Here is a 19517-nt window from a genome sequence, read left to right as displayed (position 1 = left end):
TCCCTCCGAGTGATCAGCGGGGCGAACTCGATCGCGGGGCACCGCAATGATGAGGCTTCATGGCGCCGCCGCCGGCTCGGTTTGCATCTTTCGTCTGACGGCTCAGCCTTGAACGTTCCGACCGGCTCTCCTCGCGTGCTCCTGATGTTCGACGGACGCAAGGAGCTCCAGTTGGCTCGCCAGAGCGAGATAGGCGTTGGAAACGCTCAGAAGCACATTGGCGAGGCGCTTCGCCGATGTGGCATCATTCGCGCGCGCTCGATATTGCTCCGCAAGCTTGCGACAATCGTCGGGTTTGAGCATTCAGCCCCCAAAGAGAGCTGAACACCGCGTCGCGGTCCGGGTTCCTAATCGCGAGGCCCACTCTAGGTATACAGACGTCGTCGGTTGCGGCACACGCTCCGAGTTGCCAACATCCGTGCAAACCGCGATCATGGTGCAGTGACCCTCACGTCTCTCAAAAGCAACGTCCGACTCCTTTACGAGGGCGCAACGCCGGACGGCGTGCGCTTCCGTTATGCGCTGCTCATCTTCGATATCGTGACGGTGCTGTTCATTATTGCGACCTCGTTCCTGCCGCCCAGTGACATCGTCGAGACGCTCGACGTCCTGTTCGGCGTTATTCTGCTGGCCGACTTCTCCGCCCGGCTCCTGGTCGATCGGCATCCGTTTCAAAAATTCACCCAGCTCGCGACGTGGGCAGACATGGTTGCGATCGTATCCTTCCTGGCGCCGCTTGCCGGCGAGGCGGGCGGTTTTCTCCGGATCCTGCGAACGCTGGGGCTGCTTCGCGACTACCAGATGCTTGTGAGGCTGCGCATCGATTCCCCGTTCTTTCGTCGCAACGAAGAGGTCATCTTCGCCGTCACGAACCTCGCCGTTTTCATCTTCGTCATGACCGGGATCGTTTACGAGACCCAGAAGTTTCGCAACGACGAGATCCGGAACTATGCCGATGCCCTGTACTTCACCGTCACGGCGCTGACGACGACCGGCTTCGGCGACATCACGCTGGCGGGTACGTTCGGTCGTCTGATCACCGTCGTGATCATGATTTTCGGCGTGACGCTGTTCTTCAATCTCGCCCGCGCGCTCCTCAGTCCCCACAAGGTGCGGTTTCCATGCCCGACGTGCGGGCTCCAGAGGCACGATGCCGACGCGGTGCATTGCAAGGCTTGCGGCACCGTCCTCAACATTCCCGATGAAGGGGCGATCTGAAGAGCCCTCGGCGCCACGTGGACGCCTTCGATGGTGACATCATGCCAGTGTTTTGCCCGACGGATCAACTTTGATTTCGGTTTACCCGTAAGTCATTGAGCGGACTGGGGCCAGCTACTGCGCATGGGGTTGTTTTCAGGTTTTATCGGGCGGCCCGCTGCTGACTGCGTTTGGGTCACCGCAATACCACCCACGCCGGCGCGTGATCGCTGGCGCCGTCCTCGCCGCGGATCTTCTTGTCGACGCCGGCTTTGGCGAGGCGCGGGGCGAGGGCAGGGCTGAGCAGGAGATGGTCGAGCCGCAGGCCCGCATCGCGCGGCCAGCGGTTCCGCTTGTAGTCCCAGAACGTGTAGATGCGCTCGTCCGGATGCAGCTCGCGGATCGCGTCGCACCAGCCTTGCTCGACCAGCGCGGCAAAGGCTGCGCGGCTCTTCGGCTGGATCAGCGCATCCTTGTCCCATGAGCGCGTCGGATAGATGTCGATCTCGGTGGGCGCAACATTGTAGTCGCCGGCGAGCACCACCGGCAGGTCCTGCTTGATGAAGGTGTTGGCGTGGCGCCGCAGCCGCGCGAACCAGTCGAGCTTGTAGTCGAATTTCGGTCCCGGCTGCGGATTGCCGTTGGGCAGATAAATGCTGGTGACGATGACGCCACGCACCGCGGCCTCGATGTAGCGCGCTTCGAGATCGGCAGGCTTTCCCGGCAAACGGTCGCGCGTCAGCACGGGCTCGGCATTGCGGGCGAGGATGGCGACGCCGTTCCAGGTCTTTTGTCCACGCCACACCGCGCCATAGCCGGCCCTTTCGATGGCGGCTGCCGGAAATTCGCCATCACTTGCCTTCAACTCCTGGAGCGCGACGACATCGGGCCTCGCCATTCGCAGCCATGCCAACAGATTGGGCAGGCGGCGGTTGATGTTGTTGATGTTGAATGTCGCGATCTTCATCTAGAGCTACCGGCTCTGCCTTTCGTCCCCGGAGATACAATGTCCAAGTTGAGCTTTGCCGCTACCGCCTTCATCGTCGCGTTCTCCGGGGCCACGGCACAGTCAGCCGAAACGCGCGGCGCGTGCAAGGCGGACTACGACAAATTCTGCGCCGGCATCGCGCCGGGCGGCGGCATCGTCGCCTGCCTCAACGCCAAGCGCGACCAGCTCACCGCCACCTGCAAGACGGCGCTGGACAGCCGGAAGAAGAAGTAGGTGCGGGTGGTTTAACTCGGCAGCGGCGGCAACGCCGACGGCTGTTCGATTGACTGTGGGGAAGGCGGCTGCCCGGCGTTCGAGGCGGGCTCCGGCTTCGTCAGCGGCTCCTCGACATTGCCACCCTTGTAGACGCGGGCAAAGCGGCGGCCGAGGCTGGTCAGCACCTCATAGCCGATCGTGCCGAAATGGTGCGCGAGCTCGTCGACGGTGATGCCTTCGCCGAGCAGCGTCACCATGTGGCCGCGCCGCACCGCGTTCGGCGGCAGATCGGTGATGTCGATCGCGATCAGGTCCATGGAGATGCGGCCCGCGACAGGGCAGCGCTTGCCGGCCACGATGACATCGGCGCCGCGGGTGCCGTCATTGGAGCTGGCGGCGCGGAAATAGCCGTCGGCATAGCCGACTGCGATGATCGCCAGTTTCGTCGGCCGCCGCGCGGTCCAGGTGCCGCCATAGCCGACGGTCTCGCCGCGATCGATGGTGCGGATCTGCACGATGCGCGCCTTGAGGTCGACCACCTGCTGCATGGGATTGTCGGCCTCCGGCGTCGGGTTGACGCCGTAGAGCGCAGCTCCCGGCCGCACCAGGTCGAACTGGAAGGGCGCGCCGAGGAAGATGCCGGAGGAGTTGGCGAGTGCCGCCGGCACGCCTGTGAACTCGCTGGCGATGCTGCGGAAGGTCGCGAGCTGTCTGGCATTGATCGGGCTGTTGAGCTGCTCGGCCGAGACCAGATGGCTCATCACCAGCGTGATGCCGTGATCGCCGGCGTTGATGCGGGGGATGATGGCCTGCGCTTCCGACAGCGTCAGCCCGAGCCGGTTCATGCCGGTGTCGATGTGAACAGCGGCGCCCCCGTTCCAGCCGGTGCGGCGGCAGAACACGTCCCATTCGGCGAGTTCGTTGAGATCGCCGATCACCGGACGGCAATTGATCTTGGCGTAGTGCTCGCCGGTGTTCTGGAAATAGCCGCCGAGCACGTAGATCGTGGGCTCCGGAACGGCGGCGCGCACCTTGCGCGCTTCCTCGATGGTGGCGACGAAGAAGGTCTTGCAACCGGCGTCGCTCAGGGCGCGCGACACCTGCTCGGCGCCGCAGCCATAGGCGTCGGCCTTGATCACCGCCGAACATTCGGCCGGCACCGCGGTCTTCTCGAGCTTGCGCCAATTGGCGATGATCGCATCGAGATCGACGGTCAGCACGCCGCCGAAGGCGGCGAGCGCGGCAGCCTGGTTGGCCTCCGGGGAGAGTGGGCCGGATTGCGGGATTGATTTCGGGGCGGACGCCATTGTCATGGCGTCGTTTTACGCAAGAGACCGGCCCCGTTCAACCCGGGGAACAATCTAGTAGTCGCTGCGGTCCGGCAGTTGGCCGTCATGCGCGAGGTCGCCGAAGCGCGTGACCGAGGCATCGAAGTGCAGCTCGACGGTGCCGGTCGGACCGTGGCGCTGCTTGCCGATGATGACTTCGGCGCGGCCCACGGTGCGTTCCATGTCGGCCTGCCATTTGGCATGCTCTTCGGTGCCGGGGCGCGGCTCCTTCATGGCGAGGTAATATTCCTCGCGGAACACGAACAGCACGACGTCGGCGTCCTGCTCGATCGAGCCGGATTCACGCAAGTCCGACAGCTGCGGCCGCTTGTCGTCGCGCGATTCCACCTGACGCGAGAGCTGCGACAGCGCGATCACGGGAACGTTGAGCTCCTTGGCCAGCGCCTTCAGGCTGGTCGTGATCTCCGTGATTTCCTGCACGCGACTGTCGCTGGCGCGCTTGCCCGAGCCCGAGAGCAGCTGGATGTAGTCGATCACCAGGAGATCGAGGCCCTTCTGGCGCTTGAGTCGGCGCGCGCGCGCCATCAGCTGCGCGATGGAGAGGCCGCCGGTGGCGTCGACGTAGAACGGCAGCGACTGCAGCTCGATCGAGACCTGCCGGATCTTCTCGAAATCGGCTTCCGTGATGCCGCCGCGGCGGATGTGGGAGGAGGGAATGCCGGTGCGCTCGGCCACGATACGCGTGGCGAGCTGGTCGGCCGACATTTCGCAGGAGAAGAAGCCGATCACGCCGCCATTGGCGGCCTTCATGGTGCCGTCGGCCTGAAGCTCCGGCACGTAGGCCTGCGCGACGTTGTAGGCGATGTTGGTCGCCAGCGACGTCTTGCCCATGCCGGGGCGTCCCGCGACGATGATGAGGTCGGAATGCTGCAGGCCGCCCATCTTGGTGTCGAGGTCGCGCAGGCCCGTCGAAATGCCCGACAGCTTGCCGTCGCGCTGGAATGCCTTGGCCGCGAGATCGACCGCGACCGTGAGCGCCTGCGAGAATTTCTGGAAGCCGCCGTCATAGCGGCCGGACTCGGCGAGCTCGTACAGCTTGCGCTCGGCGTCCTCGATCTGCGCCCGCGGTTGGAAGTCGACCGGGGCGTCATAGGCGACGTTGACCATGTCCTCGCCGATGCCGATCAGGTCGCGGCGCAACGACAGATCGTAGATGGTGCGGCCATAGTCCTGGGCGTTGATGATGGTGGTGGCTTCGGCCGCAAGCCGCGCCAGGTATTGTCCGATGGTCATGCCGCCGACATCGGTATCGGCCGGCAGGAACGTCTTCAGCGTGACCGGGGTGGCGATCTTGCCCATCCGGATCAGGCTGCCGGCGGTCTCGAAGATGGTCTGGTGCAGCGGCTCGAAGAAGTGCTTGGCCTCCAGGAAGTCGGAGACGCGGTAGAAGGCGTCGTTGTTGACCAGGATTGCGCCCAGAAGGCTCTGTTCCGCCTCGATATTGTGCGGTGCGCTCCGATAGGCGGGAGTTCCGGCATCGGGCGCGAGTTTGAGAACGTTCGAATCAGTCAGTGCCATGGTCGGACGTGCTTAGCAATTTTCTTGGGCGGATGCGGGGCCGGGATAAAGCGCCGCCGCAGGTCAAAGCGGAAGCAAAAGCTGACCGCTATCAACCGCTCAGTTAAAATGGTGGATGATTAGCAGTCGCAGCACGCGCCGCGCTTGACTGGATTTTGGCGGAGCTCGCTCGGCGCAGAGGGCTGTGATCGCGCCGCGGAAAAATCCTGAAACCCGTGAACCCTGGGGGCTGACGCGCAGACCTACCGAGAGGCGCCCAAAATGACGCACGCTGACCGATTCGGCTCGGCTTCAGACCAGCAGGAGGTAGACCAGCGCAACCAGAGCCGCCCCAACGCCGGTGACGATCAGGGCGTAATCGGTGCGGAGGTCGTCCTGCACGTCGAATGAGGTTTGGGTCTCTTTGCTCATGGCGACGGTCTAAGCCAGGCCCGACCAGACTTCTGTGAACCAGATCACATCTCCCCGGATTCTTTCGGGTGTCATGTCGGAACAGGCGGATGGGCAGGGGATTATCTCATTCCCCGCCAACAGGGATACGAGGCGAGCGATGCAGCCAGAACGGCAGCACCAGAACTGGCGAAGCGAGGCAGGCAGCCGGCTTTGGCTGTCGGGGCTGATCGCGGCTATGAAGCACGCGGAGCGGCCCGAGGTACGTCGCCAGCCGGTCGCCCCCGAAATCCTGCTGGAATTGCGGGCGCAATTGGCGTTAACGGCGTCTTTCCGGACGTCCGGGATTTCGACCCTGCGTCACTAGGATCCGGACCTATTCACCAGCCAGCTTGAGCTTCGGCATGGCCGCGCCCTCCCGGGCCCGCAGCCGGGCTTCTTCCTGCGGGATATAGTCGCGGGTCATCGGCACCACGCCCTGGCGACGGGTGATCTGGATCTGGAAGTTCATCATGGCTTGCTTGCGGAACGTCATCTCGCAGGCCGCGAGGTAAAATTCCCACATCAAGGCGAAGCGCTCGTCGTAGAGCTGCACGGCTTCCTCGCGCCGCGCCATGAACCGCTCGCGCCAGGCCTTCAGCGTCTCGGCGTAGTGCAGGCGCAGAATCTCGATGTCGCAGACCAGCAGGCCCGCGCGCTCGATCGCCGGCAGCACCTCCGAGAGCGCGGGGATGTAGCCGCCGGGGAAGATGTATTTGGCGATCCAGGGATTGGTCGAATCCGGGCCCTGCGAACGGCCGATCGAATGCAGCAGCATGACGCCGTCTTCCTTCAGCAGCTCGGCGCAGCGCTGGAAGTAGGCGTCGTAGAATCTCGCCCCGACATGTTCGAACATGCCGACGGAGACGATGCGGTCGAACGTACCTTCGACGTCGCGATAATCCTGGAGCTGGAATCTGGCCGAGCCCGTCAGGCCCTTTTCGGCGGCGCGCGCATTGGCGACCTCCAGCTGCTCGGTCGACAGCGTGATGCCGGTGACGTCGGCGTTCGCGATCTCGGCGAGATAGAGCCCGAGGCCACCCCAGCCGGAGCCGATGTCGAGCACGCGCTGGCCATTGCTGACGAGAAGCTTCGCCGCGATGTGCCGCTTCTTGGCAAGCTGCGCGTCGTCCAGCGACATCTCGGGCGTCTCGAAATAGGCGCAGCTATATTGCTTGTCGGCATCGAGAAACAGCGAATAGAGCCGGCCGTCGAGATCGTAATGATGAGCGACGTTTTGACGGGAGCGCGGGCGGGGATTGAACTGCTTGAGGTGCCGCGTCAGGTAGCGCATGTGCCACCACGGCTTTGCCCACTGCGGCAATGGGTCGGGTTGATCGAGCAGGATCGCGAGGGCATCAGCTATGGTGCCGCGCTCGACCACGAACTCGCCGTTCATGTAGGCCTCGCCCAGCCCCAGCTCGGGATTGACGAGGACCCTCCGCTCGGAGTCGGCGGTGACGAAGCGGACTGCGACCGGCTCGCCGGAGCCGTCGCCGACGGTGAACTTCGACCCGCTCGCGCTGGTCACCGTCAACGACCCGCGGCGGATGAATTGGGACAGAAATCGACGCAACAATCGGTCCATCGGCAATCCTCTCGAGCGAACCCGAAAGATGCGACTACCCGGCCTTTATAACTGACGCCCAGGCGCCGCAGCGGTTCCTATGCGTTTGCATTCAAATCTAGCGAGCCGGTTCCGGCTGCGCTATTGCACTGTGTTCAAAGTAGATATTCGAAAACCGCTTAATCACATCCTTGCGCGCGGACCTGCTTCCATTCGCGGCTCAATCGGTTAAAAGGTGACCGCCGCCGCGCCGGATGCCGGCTGCATTTGCGGAAATTCAACGGAGATGATGGGAATGTCGAGCCGAGCGCTCAGCCTCGCGACGGTGTTGCTTCTGATTGGCTTCGGTGCGGCTAATTCCGTTCTTGCGCAGGCGACGAACCTCGAGGCTGGCAAGACCCCGTCGCAGCTGTTCTCGCAGACCTGCAATGTCTGCCACAAGAGCCCGCGCGGGCTGCTGAAGTCCGTGTCGCCCGGCTCGCTGCCGGGATTCCTGCGCCAGCACTACACGACGAGTTCGGATATGGCGGGCGTCCTCTCCGCCTATCTGATCTCGAACGGTGCCACCGACACGCGCTATCAGGCCAAGGACGCCAAGAAGGACGGCGCCGCGCCTGAACAACAGGGTCGACGCCAGCGCGCGCAGGATGCCGCGAGGCCGGAGGGCGAGGGCGCTGCTCCTGCCGCCGAGGGTACGCGCCAGAAGCGTGCGGCGCGGCCGGCCGAGGAGGGTGCCAAGCCGGAGGGAGAGGCTGCGCCCGAGGCACGCAAAGGCAAGCGGCGCGCCAAGCCCGGCACGGAGGAAGCCCCGAAGGTCGATGCCGCGGCGCCGGCGACCGACGACAAGAAGACCGAGCCGAAGCCGGAGCCCGTCAAGCCTGACAGCGCCAAGGTCGAGCCGCGCAGCGAGACGCCGGCGCTGCGGCCCGATCCGGTCCCGCAGGTGACGCCGGCCGCTCCAGCCGCCGCCAAGCCCGCTGAGCCGGCCGCGCCCAAGCCGGTGGAAGAGGCTGCTCCGAAACCTGCCGAGCCGGCCCCCGCGGCCAAGCCGCAGGAACAGGCGCCGCCCGCGACCGCTGCAGCCCCGCCGCCGCCGGCGCCGCCTGCGTCCTCCGGTCCGCCGGTGCCGCCGATCTCGCGCTAAGTCACCCGGATCTTTCGATCGACGATGCGAAGGCCGCGCCCATCCGCGGCCTTCGCATCGTCTTGACCGTCATTAGAGTAGTACTCTAGAGTATTGCTCTAGGAGGCGCCCATGACGGCGAGCGTACGAGACGATCTGTTGGCGGCCGGCCTTGCCGTGTTCGACCGCGTCGGCTTCGAAGCCGCGACGGTGGCTGCGATCCGCACCCGCGCGCGGGCTTCCAACGGCAGCTTCTTCCACGTTTTCGGTTCGAAGAAAGAACTTGCCGGTGCGTTGTTTCTGGAGGTCTTGCGGCACTATCACGCCGCGATACTGGCCGCGCTCGATCCCGGCCCCGACGCCGAGCGGGGCATCGATCGCCTGATCCGGGCGCATCTCGACTGGGTCGTCACCAGCCGGCGCGAGGCGCGCTACCTCTTCGAGATCTCGCGCAGCGAGTGGGGCGAAGACGTGCGCGACGCCCAGCGGGCGCAGAATGCGCGGCTTGCCGAAGGCATTGAGCGCTGGCGCGCGCCGCTGGTGGCAAGCGGCGAACTTCTGCCGATGACGCCGGTGATGTTCGTCAGCCAGCTGATCGGTCCGGCGCAGATCTTCTGCCGCGCCTTCCTGTCGGGTCGCGAGCGAACCGATCCGCGCATCGAGGCGGACACGCTGATCGCCTGCGCCAATCGTGCGCTGAGGCCGTTCGATCGCATCAACAAGCAATAAGGGGAGATCGCATGCGGGCCGAAGCTGATCCGGAATTTGCGCCGATTGCCGAGCGCATCCACGCCAATATCGGCCGGCAGGGTTTCATGAACCTGGTCGGCGCCGAGCTCTCCGAATTGTCGCGCGGCACCTGCACCATCGCCGTGGAGCGCCGGCCGGAGCTGTTACAGCAGCACGGCTTCTTCCATGGCGGCGTCACCGCCTTCCTGGTCGACAACGCCACCACGATCGCAGCCGCCACGTCGCGCGGCCAGCCGGCGCTGACGGCGGAATACAAGCTCAATCTGTTGTCGCCCGCGGTCGGCGAGAAGCTGATCTGCCGCGCCCGGGTGATCAAGCCGGGCCGCCAGGTCGCGGTGGTCGCCGCCGACGTGTTCTGCGTCAGCGACGGCGTCGAGAAGCATACGGCCACCGCGCTGGCCTCGATCGCGATGCTGAGCGAGGACATCGCTGCCAAAACGAAAAGCCCGGCCGCGTGAGGCAGCCGGGCTTTGATCGGGATCGTCATCCGGGTCTGGTCTTGCGGACCGTCCCGGAATGACGAGTTGAGCTGCTTACTTCTCTTCCGCAGCCGGCGCCGGCGCGACCTCGTCGTGCTGGGCTTCCGGATCGAAGAACTCGCCGGCGGCGGCGATCGCCTCGGCGGCCGCATCGCGATCCTCATTGCGGGTCGAGATGTCCTCGCCGCGGTTGATGCGCTCGGCCTCGTCCTGGCTGCGGGCAACCGTGACGGTGATCTCGACCTCGACTTCGGGATGAACGGCAACGGTGATCGAGTGCTTGCCGATGGTCTTGATCGGCGCGTCGAGCTGGATCTGCGGACGGGCGAGCGAAACGCCGTCGGCTTCGAACGCGAGCACGATGTCACGCACGTTGACCGAGCCGAACAGCTGGCCGGCTTCCGAGGCCTGGCGGATCACGATGATGTTCTTGCCCTCGATCTTCTCGGCGACCTTGGACGCCTCGGCCTTCGAGGCGAGGTTGCGCGCTTCGAGCTCGGCCTTCATGCCGTCATACTTGGCCCGGTTGTCGGCGGTGGCGCGCAGCGCCTTGCCGCGCTTGAGCAGGAAATTGCGAGCGTAGCCGTCGCGAACCTTCACGACTTCGCCCATCTGGCCGAGCTTGTTGACGCGTTCCAGCAAAATGACTTCCATATTCGTTCTCCTTTTGAAGTGCTCTCGAAGGTTTCAGTTTCGGGGTTGAACTCAAGGTGTAGGCAGTGGCGGCGGCTGCCGGCTGCGCAGGAAGCGTTCGCGCAAGCCAAACAAGGCATCCGCAAGCCCAAGGATCACCATCGCGACCACGGGCCATCCGAACACGACCACGGCGGCGTAGGTCGAGCCGAGCCAGAACGTGCGGCCGTTCAGCGCGAGCGTCAGCGTATGCAATACGGCGAAACCGGCCAGCGCATAACTCATCATCAGCGCGGCGGTGGCGATCTGCGCCACGATGCCAAGCAGCCCCCCGGTGAAGCAGAAGGCGAGGGAGATGCACAGCACCACCAGCGTCATCTGCGGCAGCTCGGTGGTCTTGAGGTCCGGCCAGGGACGGCGCAGCCGGCCCGACGTCGCGGTCACCTTGGCGCTGAGCCAGAGGTTGAGAGTGAGCGTCATCGTCGCGGCAATCGTGGCGGCGGCGGGTGCGATGCGCACCAGCGCGTCGACGAACTGGCTGGCTTCGCCCGAAGTTTGCGGGTCGGTGGCGCGCAGGAGGCGCGTCAGGCCACGGCGCAACGTGCCGGTGATGGTCTCCGCGTCGGTCCCGAGAGTGAGCAAAGCGGCCATCGTGGTCAGCGTCGCGAAGCCTGCAATCCAGAGCAGGATGCGGCCGACCGGGTACCACTCGACCTCCGGCTCCGCGGAGGGCGCTGTGCCGGTGGCAGACGCGGCGCTTCCCACCTGACGTCCGAGCAGGACGAGATGGCCGAGCCACCACGCCGGCAACGCGACGGTGACGGCGAAGGCGATGCAGTAGGGCAGGCCGAACAGGGCGCCAAGGCCGATCGCGGCGGCGATGCCGCCGAGGCTCGCGCAAAGGGGGCCCCAGCCGATCGCGGCGACCATCAGGGGGAGCGGAGCGAGATAGAACAGGACAAGCGCGATCAGCGCCCCCGAGATGATCGAGGCGAACATCAGGGCCGACGCAGCGCCGGCGATCAGGGCTATCAGTCCAAAGGCCATCATCAGCTGTCCCGCTCCCTTCGAGCGGTTAGAGGCGTCGCTTGCCCCAACCATCGGCGACCGGACGACCCGGAAGCCTTATGAGTTCGAAAAGTCGCGACCGGCGGCGCTAGCCGCCGCCGGTCGAATTGGTCGTATCAGCGAATGACGTAGGGCAGGAGGCCCAGGAAGCGCGCGCGCTTGATGGCGCGGGCGAGCTCACGCTGCTTCTTCGCGGACACCGCGGTGATGCGGCTCGGCACGATCTTGCCGCGCTCGGAGACGTAACGCATCAGCAGCTTGGAGTCCTTGTAGTCGATCTTCGGAGCATTGGCGCCCGTGAACGGGCAGCTCTTGCGACGACGGAAAAACGGGCGGCGTGCACCAGCTTCAGCCATGATTCTTACTCCCCATCCGTGGTTTCAGCTTCATCGCGCGGACGGCGCGGACCGCGATCACCGCGGAAACCGCCCTCGCGGTCGCCACGGAAGCCGCCTTCGCGCTCGCCGCGGAAGCCACCGCCGCGATCGTCACGCTCGCGATCACGGTCGGCCTTGCGCATCATCGCGGACGGGCCTTCCTCGAGCTCCTCGACGCGGACGCTGAGATAGCGGATCACGTCCTCGCTGATGCGCTCCTGGCGCTCGATCTCGGCGATCGCCGCGGACGGCGCGTCGATGTTGAGCAGCACGAAGTGCGCCTTGCGGTTCTTGTTCATGCGGTAGGTGAGGGAGCGCACGCCCCAATTCTCGGTCTTGGTGATCTTGCCGCCGAGACCTTCGACGATACCGGTCATCTGCGCAGTCAGCTCTTCGACCTGCTGCGGGCTCGCGTCCTGACGCGCGAGAAAAACATGCTCGTAAAGAGGCATGGTCGTCCTTTCCTCATGTTGGCGCATCGCCCGGCGTCAAACCCTTAAGAGGCCTTCGGAAAGGACTCTGGGATCAAGCTCAGAAGGCGGAAACACGGGACGACGGGCCGACTGGCCCTGCCACACCAAAATCACGAATGATTTGCTGAGACCGTCCGTTCAGCTCCCGGCCGGGGTCTGCGGATGGGCGCCTTATACGGATTTTGGCCGGCTTTGCAAGGTGGAGGGGCATTTTCAAGCCGAGCCGGTCCGCCCCTCCAACGGGAACAAGAACCCCATCCTCCAATACCAAGATTCGGCTTGATCTGTTTGTTTGTATAACATACAAACAAATCAGCGAAGAGGATCCCATGGCAGAAGCGTCGGCCGATGGGCCGCTCGAAGCGGCAGGCGACCCCAAGCACACTGCGCGCGCGACGCGCTCGGCCGGCCGCAAGATGCGGTCACTGCTCCTGGATGCTGCGAGCCCGCTGTTTCGGGAGCGGGGGCTGTCAGGCACGTCGATTACCGACATCGCGGCCGCCGCGGACGCGTTCCCGAGCCAGATCACCTATTACTTCCGCACCAAGGAGGCGCTGTTTGTCGAATGCGCCTGCCGCGATCTGTTGTATCTGGCACGGGCCACCGAGCAGGCGGCGCTCAAGGCGCGGACGCCCGGGGAATACACCCACGCGCTGGCCGAGACCGTGACGGCGAGCGATTCGGTCGCCTTCTTCGCCGAGGCGCTGACGCTGACGCGGCGTCGCCAGGATCTCGCGCCGCTGGTGGAGCGCACCATCGAGCGCCTGCACAGCGAGGGTACGCGCGCTTATGCGGGGCAGGTCGCGCGGCACGGCTGGCGCTCGCTGCGCGCGCCCGACGAAAGCTCGCGGCGGTTCTGGGCCGTCGCCATCGGCGTCATTCTCGAGGGCTACGCGATGGGCCGCTCGCCCGAGGCGCTCTGCGCCGAGATGCTGCGCGTGCTGGGCGAGCAGGCGAAATCCACTGAAGACACCGCCCGCCTGCGTCTCGTCGAGGCGCGCGAGGCATCCGACAATTCCAATGGAAAGGGTTAGGCCATGACCGCGCTTCGCATGCGTGCCCGCGATTTCCTGACCGACGATCAATTGGCCGAGGTGCGCCAGCGCGCGACGTGGAAAGGCGCTGCGCTGATCGCGCACGCCTGGACGCTGATCATTGCAGCCATCGCGCTGGTCGCGTGGTCGCCCAATCCGCTCACCTATATCTTCGCCGTCGCCATCATCGGCTCGCGCCAGCTCGGCCTTGCGATCCTGATGCATGACGGCGCACATGGTTGCCTGTCCGCCGACGAGAAAACCAATCTGACGCTGAGCCAGTGGTTCTGCGCCTATCCGCTGTTTGCGGAGACGCGCAGCTACCGGCGCTATCACCTTCAGCACCATGCGCGCACCCAGCAGGAGGACGACCCCGACCTCGTGCTGTCGGCGCCGTTTCCGATCACCAAGTTGAGCTATCGCCGCAAGTTCATCCGCGACATCACCGGGCAGACCGGCTACCAGCAGCGCAAGGCGCAGTTGCTCAACGCGCTCGGGCCAAAGGACTGGTCATGGCGGCAACGTGCAGCGCATTTCTGGGAGATGCTCGGCCCGCAATGTGTGGTCAACGGGATCATGTTTGCCGCGCTCGCCGCGGCCGGAGTGTGGTGGGCCTATCCGCTGCTCTGGCTGGTGCCGCTCTTGACGTGGATGATGGTCATCACCCGCATCCGCAATATCGCCGAGCACGCCGTCGTCCCCGATAGTAGCGACCCCTTGCGCAACACGCGCACGACGCATGCCAATTTTCTCGAGCGCCTGTTCATCGCGCCGTATTACGTGAACTATCACCTCGAGCATCATCTGTTGTTCTACGTGCCCTGCTACAATCTGCCGAAGGTGCACCGGCTGCTGAGTGCGAGCCGGTACGCCGATCGCATGGAAGTGCAGCCGAACTACGCTTCGGTGCTGCGGCTGGCCACGGCAAAGCCGAACCGCGAGGATCGGCCGGGGCAACTGGTGAACAGTGCGCGCCGAGCGCGGGCAGGAGCGGACGTCGATGCCAACCAGACCGCCGGCGGGTTTTGAGGGGCTTATTCCCCGTTGAATGCTGCTCCAAGTTCCCGTCTCGGCTTGACAGTGCGGCCCCGGACGGTGTCTACGGCCCCCTTTGGAGCATGATCCGGAACCATGGCCCAAGGAACCACGGCCTAAGGCCGGGCGTAAATCGGCTGCCGGTTCAGAACAGGGATCATGCCTGACAGCAGGGAGCGCCGATGACGGCTGCATTCACATTTCCTGGGCAGGGTTCCCAGGCTGTCGGCATGGGCAAGGCCCTGGCCGACGCCTTTCCGGTGGCGCGCGCCGTATTCGACGAGGTCGATGCCGCGCTCGGGGAGAAGCTGACCGGCATCATCTGGGAAGGTCCGGCCGAAACTCTCCAACTCACCGAGAACGCCCAGCCGGCGCTGATGGCCGTGTCTATCGCGACCTTGCGCGTGCTCGAGGCCGAGGCTGGTTTTTCCGTGGGACGAGACGCGGCCTTCGTCGCCGGCCACTCGCTCGGTGAATATTCGGCGCTGGCGGCGGCCGGCAGCCTGACGGTTTCGGATACCGCGCGTCTGCTTCGCACCCGCGGTCTCGCAATGCAAAAGGCGGTCCCGGTCGGCGCCGGCGCGATGGCCGCGCTGCTCGGTCTCGACTACGAGGCCGCCATGGAGGTCGCGGGCGAGGCGGCGCAGGGGCAGGTCTGCCAGGCCGCCAACGACAATGGCGGCGGCCAGGTCGTCGTCTCCGGCGACAAGGCTGCGGTCGATCGCGCCGTCGAGATCGCCAAGGCCAAGGGCGCCAAGCGCGCGATGCTGCTGCCGGTGTCCGCCCCGTTCCATTGCAAGTTGATGCAGCCGGCTGCGGATGCCATGGCGGAGGCGCTGTCGAAGGTTACGATCAAGGCGCCGGCCGCCCCGCTGGTGTCGAACGTGCTGGCGAGCGCCATCACCGATCCCGACGAGATCCGCCGCCGCCTGGTCGAGCAGGTCACCGGCACGGTGCGCTGGCGCGAGTCGGTGGCTTACATGGCCGGGCAGGGCGTCACCCGCTTCTTCGAGATCGGCGCCGGCAAGGTGCTGACCGGTCTCGTCAAGCGTATCGCGGACGGTGCCGTCGGCATTGCGGTCGGCGGCCCGAACGATATTGCCGCCGCCAAGGATGCATTGGCCGCTGCGAAGCAGGCTTAAAGGAGTCCATCAATGTTCGATCTGACTGGCCGAAAGGCGCTCGTCACCGGCGCGACCGGCGGCATTGGCGGCGCGATCGCGCAGGCGCTGCACGCGCAGGGCGCCACCGTCGCCATTTCAGGGACGCGCAAGGAAGTGCTGGACGAGCTTGCCGGCAAGCTCGGCGATCGCGCCCACGTGCTGCCCTGCAATCTCTCCAAGGCCGATGAGGTCGAGGCGCTGGTGCCCGCTGCGGAAGCGGCGATGGGCCAGGTCGACATTCTCATCGCCAATGCCGGCATCACGCGCGACAATCTCTTCGTGCAGCTTCGCGACGAGGACTGGGACGAGGTTATCAACGTCAATCTGACCGCGACCTTCCGCCTGGCGCGCGCCGCGACCAAGCTGATGATGCGCAAGCGCTTCGGCCGCATCGTCGCCATCACCTCGGTGGTCGGCGTCACCGGCAATCCCGGGCAGGGCAATTATACGGCGTCGAAAGCCGGCCTGATCGGCATGATCAAGACGTTAGGGGCCGAATACGCCAAGCGTGGCGTGACCGCGAACTGCATCGCGCCGGGCTTCATCAAGACGCCGATGACCGATGCGCTCAACGACAAGCAGCGCGAAACGATTCTCACCAAGGTTCCGGCCGCCCGCCTGGGGACGCCCGAGGACATCGCAGCGGCCGCCGTCTATCTGAGCTCGAACGAAGCAGCCTACGTCACCGGGCAGACCATCCACGTCAACGGCGGCATGGCCATGATCTGACGTCTCGTGCCGCGTCGCCTGTCACGGCGGTGCGGCATGCGGCAAACGGCCGTTTCCGGAGCGAAATGAGGCTTGTAGTCAAGGCAATTGAAGTATGATAACCGGACCTCCAACGGATGGGCAAAGAACGCCATTGCAGGTTTTTGAAACCCTGTATATTGGCGATGCGGAGCCTTTGGCCGTCGTTCGCCGGGGCCTCCATCGGTTAGGATGGGCCAAATCAAAGTTCGTAAGCGAAGGCAGTCAAACGACCACGACGGCTCGTATCGTCCCGGGGGGTCGGGTCTACAGGGAACAACACGAGGTTAAGCAATGAGTGACATTGGCGAGCGGGTTAAGAAGATCGTGGTCGAACACCTTGGTGTTGAACCCGAGAAGGTTGTCGACAACGCGAGCTTCATCGACGACCTCGGCGCCGACAGTCTGGATACCGTCGAGCTGGTGATGGCGTTCGAAGAGGAATTCGGTTGCGAGATTCCGGACGACGCTGCGGAAACGATTCTCACCGTCGGCGACGCTACGAAGTTTCTCGAGAAGAACGCGAAGAGCTAAGGCTCTTCAATTTCGCGGGGACAACATTGAAACCGGACGGGCCGCTTCGCAGCGGTCAGCCGGTTTCTTGTTATTGGCCGTGAATCTTTCGATGCGGAGTTTTCGGATATGAGGCGGGTTGTCGTCACGGGTCTCGGCATGGTCTCGCCACTCGGCTGTGGCGTCGAGCCGACCTGGAAGCGCATCCTCAACGGCGAAAGCGGTGCGCGCAGGATCGAGAGCTTCGATGTCTCCGATCTGCAGACCAAGATCGCCTGCACGGTCGTGCGCGGCGACGGCTCGAACGACAGCTTCAATCCGGACAAGTGGATGGAGCCGAAGGACCAGCGCAAGGTCGACGACTTCATCATCTTCGGCATGGCCGCGGCCGGTCAGGCGCTCGACGACGCCAACTGGCATCCCGAGACCGAAGAGGACAAATGCGCGACCGGCACCATGATCGGCTCCGGCATCGGCGGCCTCAACGGCATCGCCGATACCGCGATCCTGCTGAAGGAGCGCGGGCCGCGCCGGGTGTCGCCGTTCTTCATTCCCGGCCGCTTGATCAATCTCGCCTCCGGCTACGTCTCGATCGCGCACGGGCTGAAGGGGCCGAACCATTCGGTGGTCACGGCATGCTCGACCGGCGCGCATGCGGTTGGCGATGCCGCCCGCCTGATCGCGCTGGGCGATGCCGACGTGATGGTCGCGGGCGGCGCCGAGTCGCCGATAAGCCGCATCGGCATTGCCGGCTTCAACGCCGCGCGCGCGCTGTCGACCGGTTTCAACGAGACTCCCGAAAAGGCCTCGCGTCCCTACGATAAAGACCGCGACGGCTTCGTGATGGGCGAGGGCGCCGGCGTCCTCGTGCTGGAGGAGCTGGAGCACGCCAGGCGGCGCGGCGCGAAGATCTATGCCGAGGTGATCGGCTATGGTCTGTCGGGTGATGCCTATCACATCACCTCGCCGTCGCCCGACGGCGATGGCGGCTTCCGCAGCATGTCGGCCGCGCTCAAGCGTGCCGGGCTGACGCCGTCCGATCTCGATTACATCAATGCGCACGGGACCTCGACGCCGCTCGGCGACGAGATCGAGCTCGGCGCGGTCGAGCGTCTGCTCGGCAACGCCGCCTCCAAGGTCGCGATGTCCTCGACCAAGTCGTCGACCGGCCATCTGCTCGGCGCGGCCGGTGCGATCGAAGCGATTTTCGCGATTCTGGCGATTCGCGATAATGTCGTGCCGCCGACGATCAATCTCGACAATCCGTCGGTCGAGACCGCGATCGATCTCGTGCCGCACAAGTCGAAGCAGCGTGAGGTCAACGTCGCGTTGTCGAACTCTTTTGGTTTTGGCGGTACCAATGCGTCGGTGATCGTCCGGCGCCTAGTCAGTTAGTTTGTGTTTGAGACGAATCCACCGTTTTGCCGTATTCGGCGATAGTCATGGACGTGGGCGCGTGCGTTTTTGGCAGGGCAAGCGATTGTCGGGCCGCTATTGAACCGGCAGGATTCAGGTTGTTTCGATGAGTGAAAGGCCGCCCATTTCACCCCGGAGTCCGCGGGCCGCGCTCGAGCCCGAGCAACTTCCGCCGCCGCCCAAGCGGTCGGACCGCGCGCGCAATCCGTTCGTCGTCGTCGGCAACGCCATCATCACGCTTCTGCTGATCGCCATGCTCGGCGCCGGCGGCGTCTATTATTACGGCCGCCAGGTGCTCGAGGCGCCCGGACCGCTGAAGGAGGACAAGATCGTCAACATCCCGCAGCGTGCGGGCAAGCGCGACATCGCCGAGACGCTGAACCGGGAAGGCGTGACCGACGTCAATCCCTGGGTGTTCATCGCCAGCGTCGCCGCGTTGAAGGCGAGCTCGGACCTCAAGCCGGGTGAGTATTCCTTCCAGAAGAACGCCTCGCTGCGCGACGTCATCGGCACCATCGTCGAGGGCAAGGTGGTGCAGCACGCCGTGACGATTCCCGAAGGCCTGACCTCCGAGCAGATCGTGGCGCGGCTGTCCGACAACGACATCTTCACCGGCAGCGTGCGCGAGCTGCCGCGCGAAGGCACGCTGCTCCCGGAGACCTACAAATTCCCGCGCGGCACCCCGCGCGAGCAGGTGGTCCAGCGCATGCAGCAGGCGCACAAGCGTGTGCTGTCGGAGATCTGGGAGCGCCGCAATCAGGACATTCCAGTCAAGACGCCGGAGCAGCTGGTCACGCTGGCGTCCATCATCGAGAAGGAAACCGGCAAGGCGGACGAGCGCAGCCGCGTCGCCGCGGTGTTCGTCAACCGGCTGAAGCAGCGGATCAAGCTGCAGTCCGATCCGACCATCATCTACGGCCTCGTCGGCGGCAAGGGAACGCTGGGCCGGCCGATCAAACGCAGCGAGATCACGCAGCCCTCGCCCTACAACACCTATGTGATCGACGGCCTGCCGCCGGGCCCGATCTCCAATCCGGGCCGCGCCTCGCTCGAAGCTGCCGCCAACCCGGCCCGCACCCGCGACCTCTATTTCGTCGCCGACGGCACCGGCGGGCACGCTTTCACCGAAACCTACGACGCGCACCAGAAGAACGTCGCCAAGCTCCGCGCGATGGAGAAGCAGATCCAGAACGACACGGTCGAGCCGCCCGAGGACGCGCAGCCGCCGGCCGTTGCCGCGCCTGGCGCTGCCGACCCGCCGACCGCGGCCACGCCGGCACGGCCCAATCAGCAGAAGAGGCCGCCGGCAGCACGTCCGGCTGCTCCAGCCAATCCCCCACCGGCCCGGCAGGGCGCGGTGCAGGGCTCGCCGCCGGTGGTTCAGCGCTGAGCCTTGCGCGCAGACCGGCTTGCGGACATTGCCGATTCCACTTTCCGACAAA

At 65.2% G+C, this 19517-nt stretch carries 22 protein-coding genes; 13 read left to right on the top strand and 9 right to left on the bottom strand.

The genetic code is table 11. The features are described 5' to 3' along the window. Positions 1-102: 102 nt before the first annotated feature. Positions 103-303: a hypothetical protein gene (locus I6F37_RS08845; protein WP_141697612.1), complete on the bottom strand. Its 201-nt coding sequence runs from the start codon at positions 301-303 to the stop codon at positions 103-105. Positions 304-441: 138 nt separating this feature from the next. On the opposite strand from I6F37_RS08845, the gene I6F37_RS08840 reads away from it, so the two are divergent. Next, complete coding sequence (locus I6F37_RS08840; RefSeq protein ID WP_036000861.1) at positions 442-1218, top strand: potassium channel family protein; 777 nt, start codon at positions 442-444, stop codon at positions 1216-1218. A 175-nt stretch (positions 1219-1393) separates the two neighbouring features. On the opposite strand, the gene I6F37_RS08835 is transcribed toward I6F37_RS08840, so the two are convergent. Then, complete coding sequence (locus I6F37_RS08835; protein ID WP_036000754.1) at positions 1394-2164, bottom strand: exodeoxyribonuclease III; 771 nt, start codon at positions 2162-2164, stop codon at positions 1394-1396. A 39-nt stretch (positions 2165-2203) separates the two neighbouring features. Here I6F37_RS08835 and I6F37_RS08830 point away from each other — a divergent pair, with 39 nt between their 5' ends. Next, a complete protein-coding gene (locus I6F37_RS08830; protein WP_036000751.1) occupies positions 2204-2419 on the top strand; it encodes a cysteine rich repeat-containing protein in 216 nt (71 codons plus the stop codon). An 11-nt stretch (positions 2420-2430) separates the two neighbouring features. Here the strand turns inward: I6F37_RS08830 and alr are convergent, their stop codons facing one another. Together alr and I6F37_RS08820 are read right to left on the bottom strand one after the other, a co-directional pair. Then, positions 2431-3708: an alanine racemase gene (alr, locus tag I6F37_RS08825; RefSeq protein ID WP_036000748.1), complete on the bottom strand. Its 1278-nt coding sequence runs from the start codon at positions 3706-3708 to the stop codon at positions 2431-2433. A gap of 54 nt (positions 3709-3762) precedes the next feature. Then, complete coding sequence (locus tag I6F37_RS08820) at positions 3763-5268, bottom strand: replicative DNA helicase (protein WP_036000744.1); 1506 nt, start codon at positions 5266-5268, stop codon at positions 3763-3765. A gap of 445 nt (positions 5269-5713) precedes the next feature. Between I6F37_RS08820 and I6F37_RS08815 the strand changes: the two genes are divergently transcribed. Beyond that, positions 5714-6025 carry a hypothetical protein gene (locus I6F37_RS08815; protein WP_225112255.1) on the top strand — a complete coding sequence of 104 codons (312 nt, stop codon included), beginning with the start codon at positions 5714-5716 and terminating at the stop codon, positions 6023-6025. A 9-nt stretch (positions 6026-6034) separates the two neighbouring features. Here I6F37_RS08815 and I6F37_RS08810 read toward each other — a convergent pair whose 3' ends face one another. Then, positions 6035-7285 (bottom strand): cyclopropane-fatty-acyl-phospholipid synthase family protein, encoded by a 1251-nt coding sequence (locus I6F37_RS08810; protein WP_036000741.1) that lies wholly within the window; start codon positions 7283-7285, stop codon positions 6035-6037. Between the two features lie 274 nt (positions 7286-7559). On the opposite strand from I6F37_RS08810, the gene I6F37_RS08805 reads away from it, so the two are divergent. The 3 genes from I6F37_RS08805 (at position 7560) to I6F37_RS08795 (ending at position 9595) form a co-directional block, all read left to right on the top strand. After that, positions 7560-8408 (top strand): hypothetical protein, encoded by an 849-nt coding sequence (locus I6F37_RS08805; protein ID WP_057028957.1) that lies wholly within the window; start codon positions 7560-7562, stop codon positions 8406-8408. A gap of 111 nt (positions 8409-8519) precedes the next feature. After that, positions 8520-9116 carry a TetR/AcrR family transcriptional regulator gene (locus I6F37_RS08800; RefSeq protein ID WP_036000737.1) on the top strand — a complete coding sequence of 199 codons (597 nt, stop codon included), beginning with the start codon at positions 8520-8522 and terminating at the stop codon, positions 9114-9116. 11 nt (positions 9117-9127) lie between these two features. After that, the gene (locus tag I6F37_RS08795) at positions 9128-9595 is read left to right on the top strand and encodes a PaaI family thioesterase (protein ID WP_225125698.1); all 468 of its coding nucleotides are present in this window, start codon (positions 9128-9130) and stop codon (positions 9593-9595) included. A 75-nt stretch (positions 9596-9670) separates the two neighbouring features. Here the strand turns inward: I6F37_RS08795 and rplI are convergent, their stop codons facing one another. The 4 genes from rplI to rpsF all read right to left on the bottom strand — a co-directional run bounded on the left by rplI (position 9671) and on the right by rpsF (position 12146). Continuing rightward, positions 9671-10270 (bottom strand): 50S ribosomal protein L9, encoded by a 600-nt coding sequence (gene rplI, locus I6F37_RS08790; protein WP_036000730.1) that lies wholly within the window; start codon positions 10268-10270, stop codon positions 9671-9673. Positions 10271-10321: 51 nt separating this feature from the next. Continuing rightward, a complete protein-coding gene (locus I6F37_RS08785) occupies positions 10322-11299 on the bottom strand; it encodes a DUF2232 domain-containing protein (protein ID WP_225146650.1) in 978 nt (325 codons plus the stop codon). A gap of 134 nt (positions 11300-11433) precedes the next feature. Beyond that, entirely contained in the window at positions 11434-11673 is a 240-nt protein-coding gene (rpsR, locus tag I6F37_RS08780) for a 30S ribosomal protein S18 (RefSeq protein ID WP_007592020.1), read from the bottom strand. A gap of 5 nt (positions 11674-11678) precedes the next feature. Beyond that, positions 11679-12146, bottom strand: coding sequence for a 30S ribosomal protein S6 (gene rpsF / locus I6F37_RS08775; RefSeq protein WP_025035823.1), 468 nt, complete (start codon positions 12144-12146; stop codon positions 11679-11681). A 350-nt stretch (positions 12147-12496) separates the two neighbouring features. Between rpsF and I6F37_RS08770 the strand changes: the two genes are divergently transcribed. The 7 genes from I6F37_RS08770 to mltG all read left to right on the top strand — a co-directional run bounded on the left by I6F37_RS08770 (position 12497) and on the right by mltG (position 19465). Then, complete coding sequence (locus I6F37_RS08770) at positions 12497-13201, top strand: TetR/AcrR family transcriptional regulator C-terminal domain-containing protein (RefSeq protein ID WP_225150966.1); 705 nt, start codon at positions 12497-12499, stop codon at positions 13199-13201. A gap of 3 nt (positions 13202-13204) precedes the next feature. After that, the gene (locus I6F37_RS08765) at positions 13205-14230 is read left to right on the top strand and encodes a fatty acid desaturase family protein (RefSeq protein WP_225150964.1); all 1026 of its coding nucleotides are present in this window, start codon (positions 13205-13207) and stop codon (positions 14228-14230) included. A 188-nt stretch (positions 14231-14418) separates the two neighbouring features. Beyond that, complete coding sequence (gene fabD, locus I6F37_RS08760) at positions 14419-15378, top strand: ACP S-malonyltransferase (protein WP_128261999.1); 960 nt, start codon at positions 14419-14421, stop codon at positions 15376-15378. Between the two features lie 12 nt (positions 15379-15390). After that, complete coding sequence (gene fabG, locus I6F37_RS08755) at positions 15391-16128, top strand: 3-oxoacyl-[acyl-carrier-protein] reductase (protein ID WP_225150962.1); 738 nt, start codon at positions 15391-15393, stop codon at positions 16126-16128. A gap of 312 nt (positions 16129-16440) precedes the next feature. Beyond that, a complete protein-coding gene (locus I6F37_RS08750) occupies positions 16441-16680 on the top strand; it encodes an acyl carrier protein (RefSeq protein WP_008551805.1) in 240 nt (79 codons plus the stop codon). Between the two features lie 108 nt (positions 16681-16788). Then, on the top strand, positions 16789-18054 hold the full coding sequence (gene fabF / locus I6F37_RS08745) for a beta-ketoacyl-ACP synthase II (RefSeq protein WP_109144009.1): 1266 nt from the start codon (positions 16789-16791) through the stop codon (positions 18052-18054). Positions 18055-18181: 127 nt separating this feature from the next. After that, positions 18182-19465 (top strand): endolytic transglycosylase MltG, encoded by a 1284-nt coding sequence (gene mltG / locus I6F37_RS08740; protein WP_036022707.1) that lies wholly within the window; start codon positions 18182-18184, stop codon positions 19463-19465. The last annotated feature ends 52 nt before the right edge of the window (positions 19466-19517 follow it).

The sequence above is a fragment of the Bradyrhizobium sp. NBAIM08 genome (genome assembly GCF_020193935.1).
Classification (GTDB): domain Bacteria; phylum Pseudomonadota; class Alphaproteobacteria; order Rhizobiales; family Xanthobacteraceae; genus Bradyrhizobium; species Bradyrhizobium yuanmingense.
This window is presented reverse-complemented; position numbering and strand designations above follow the sequence as displayed.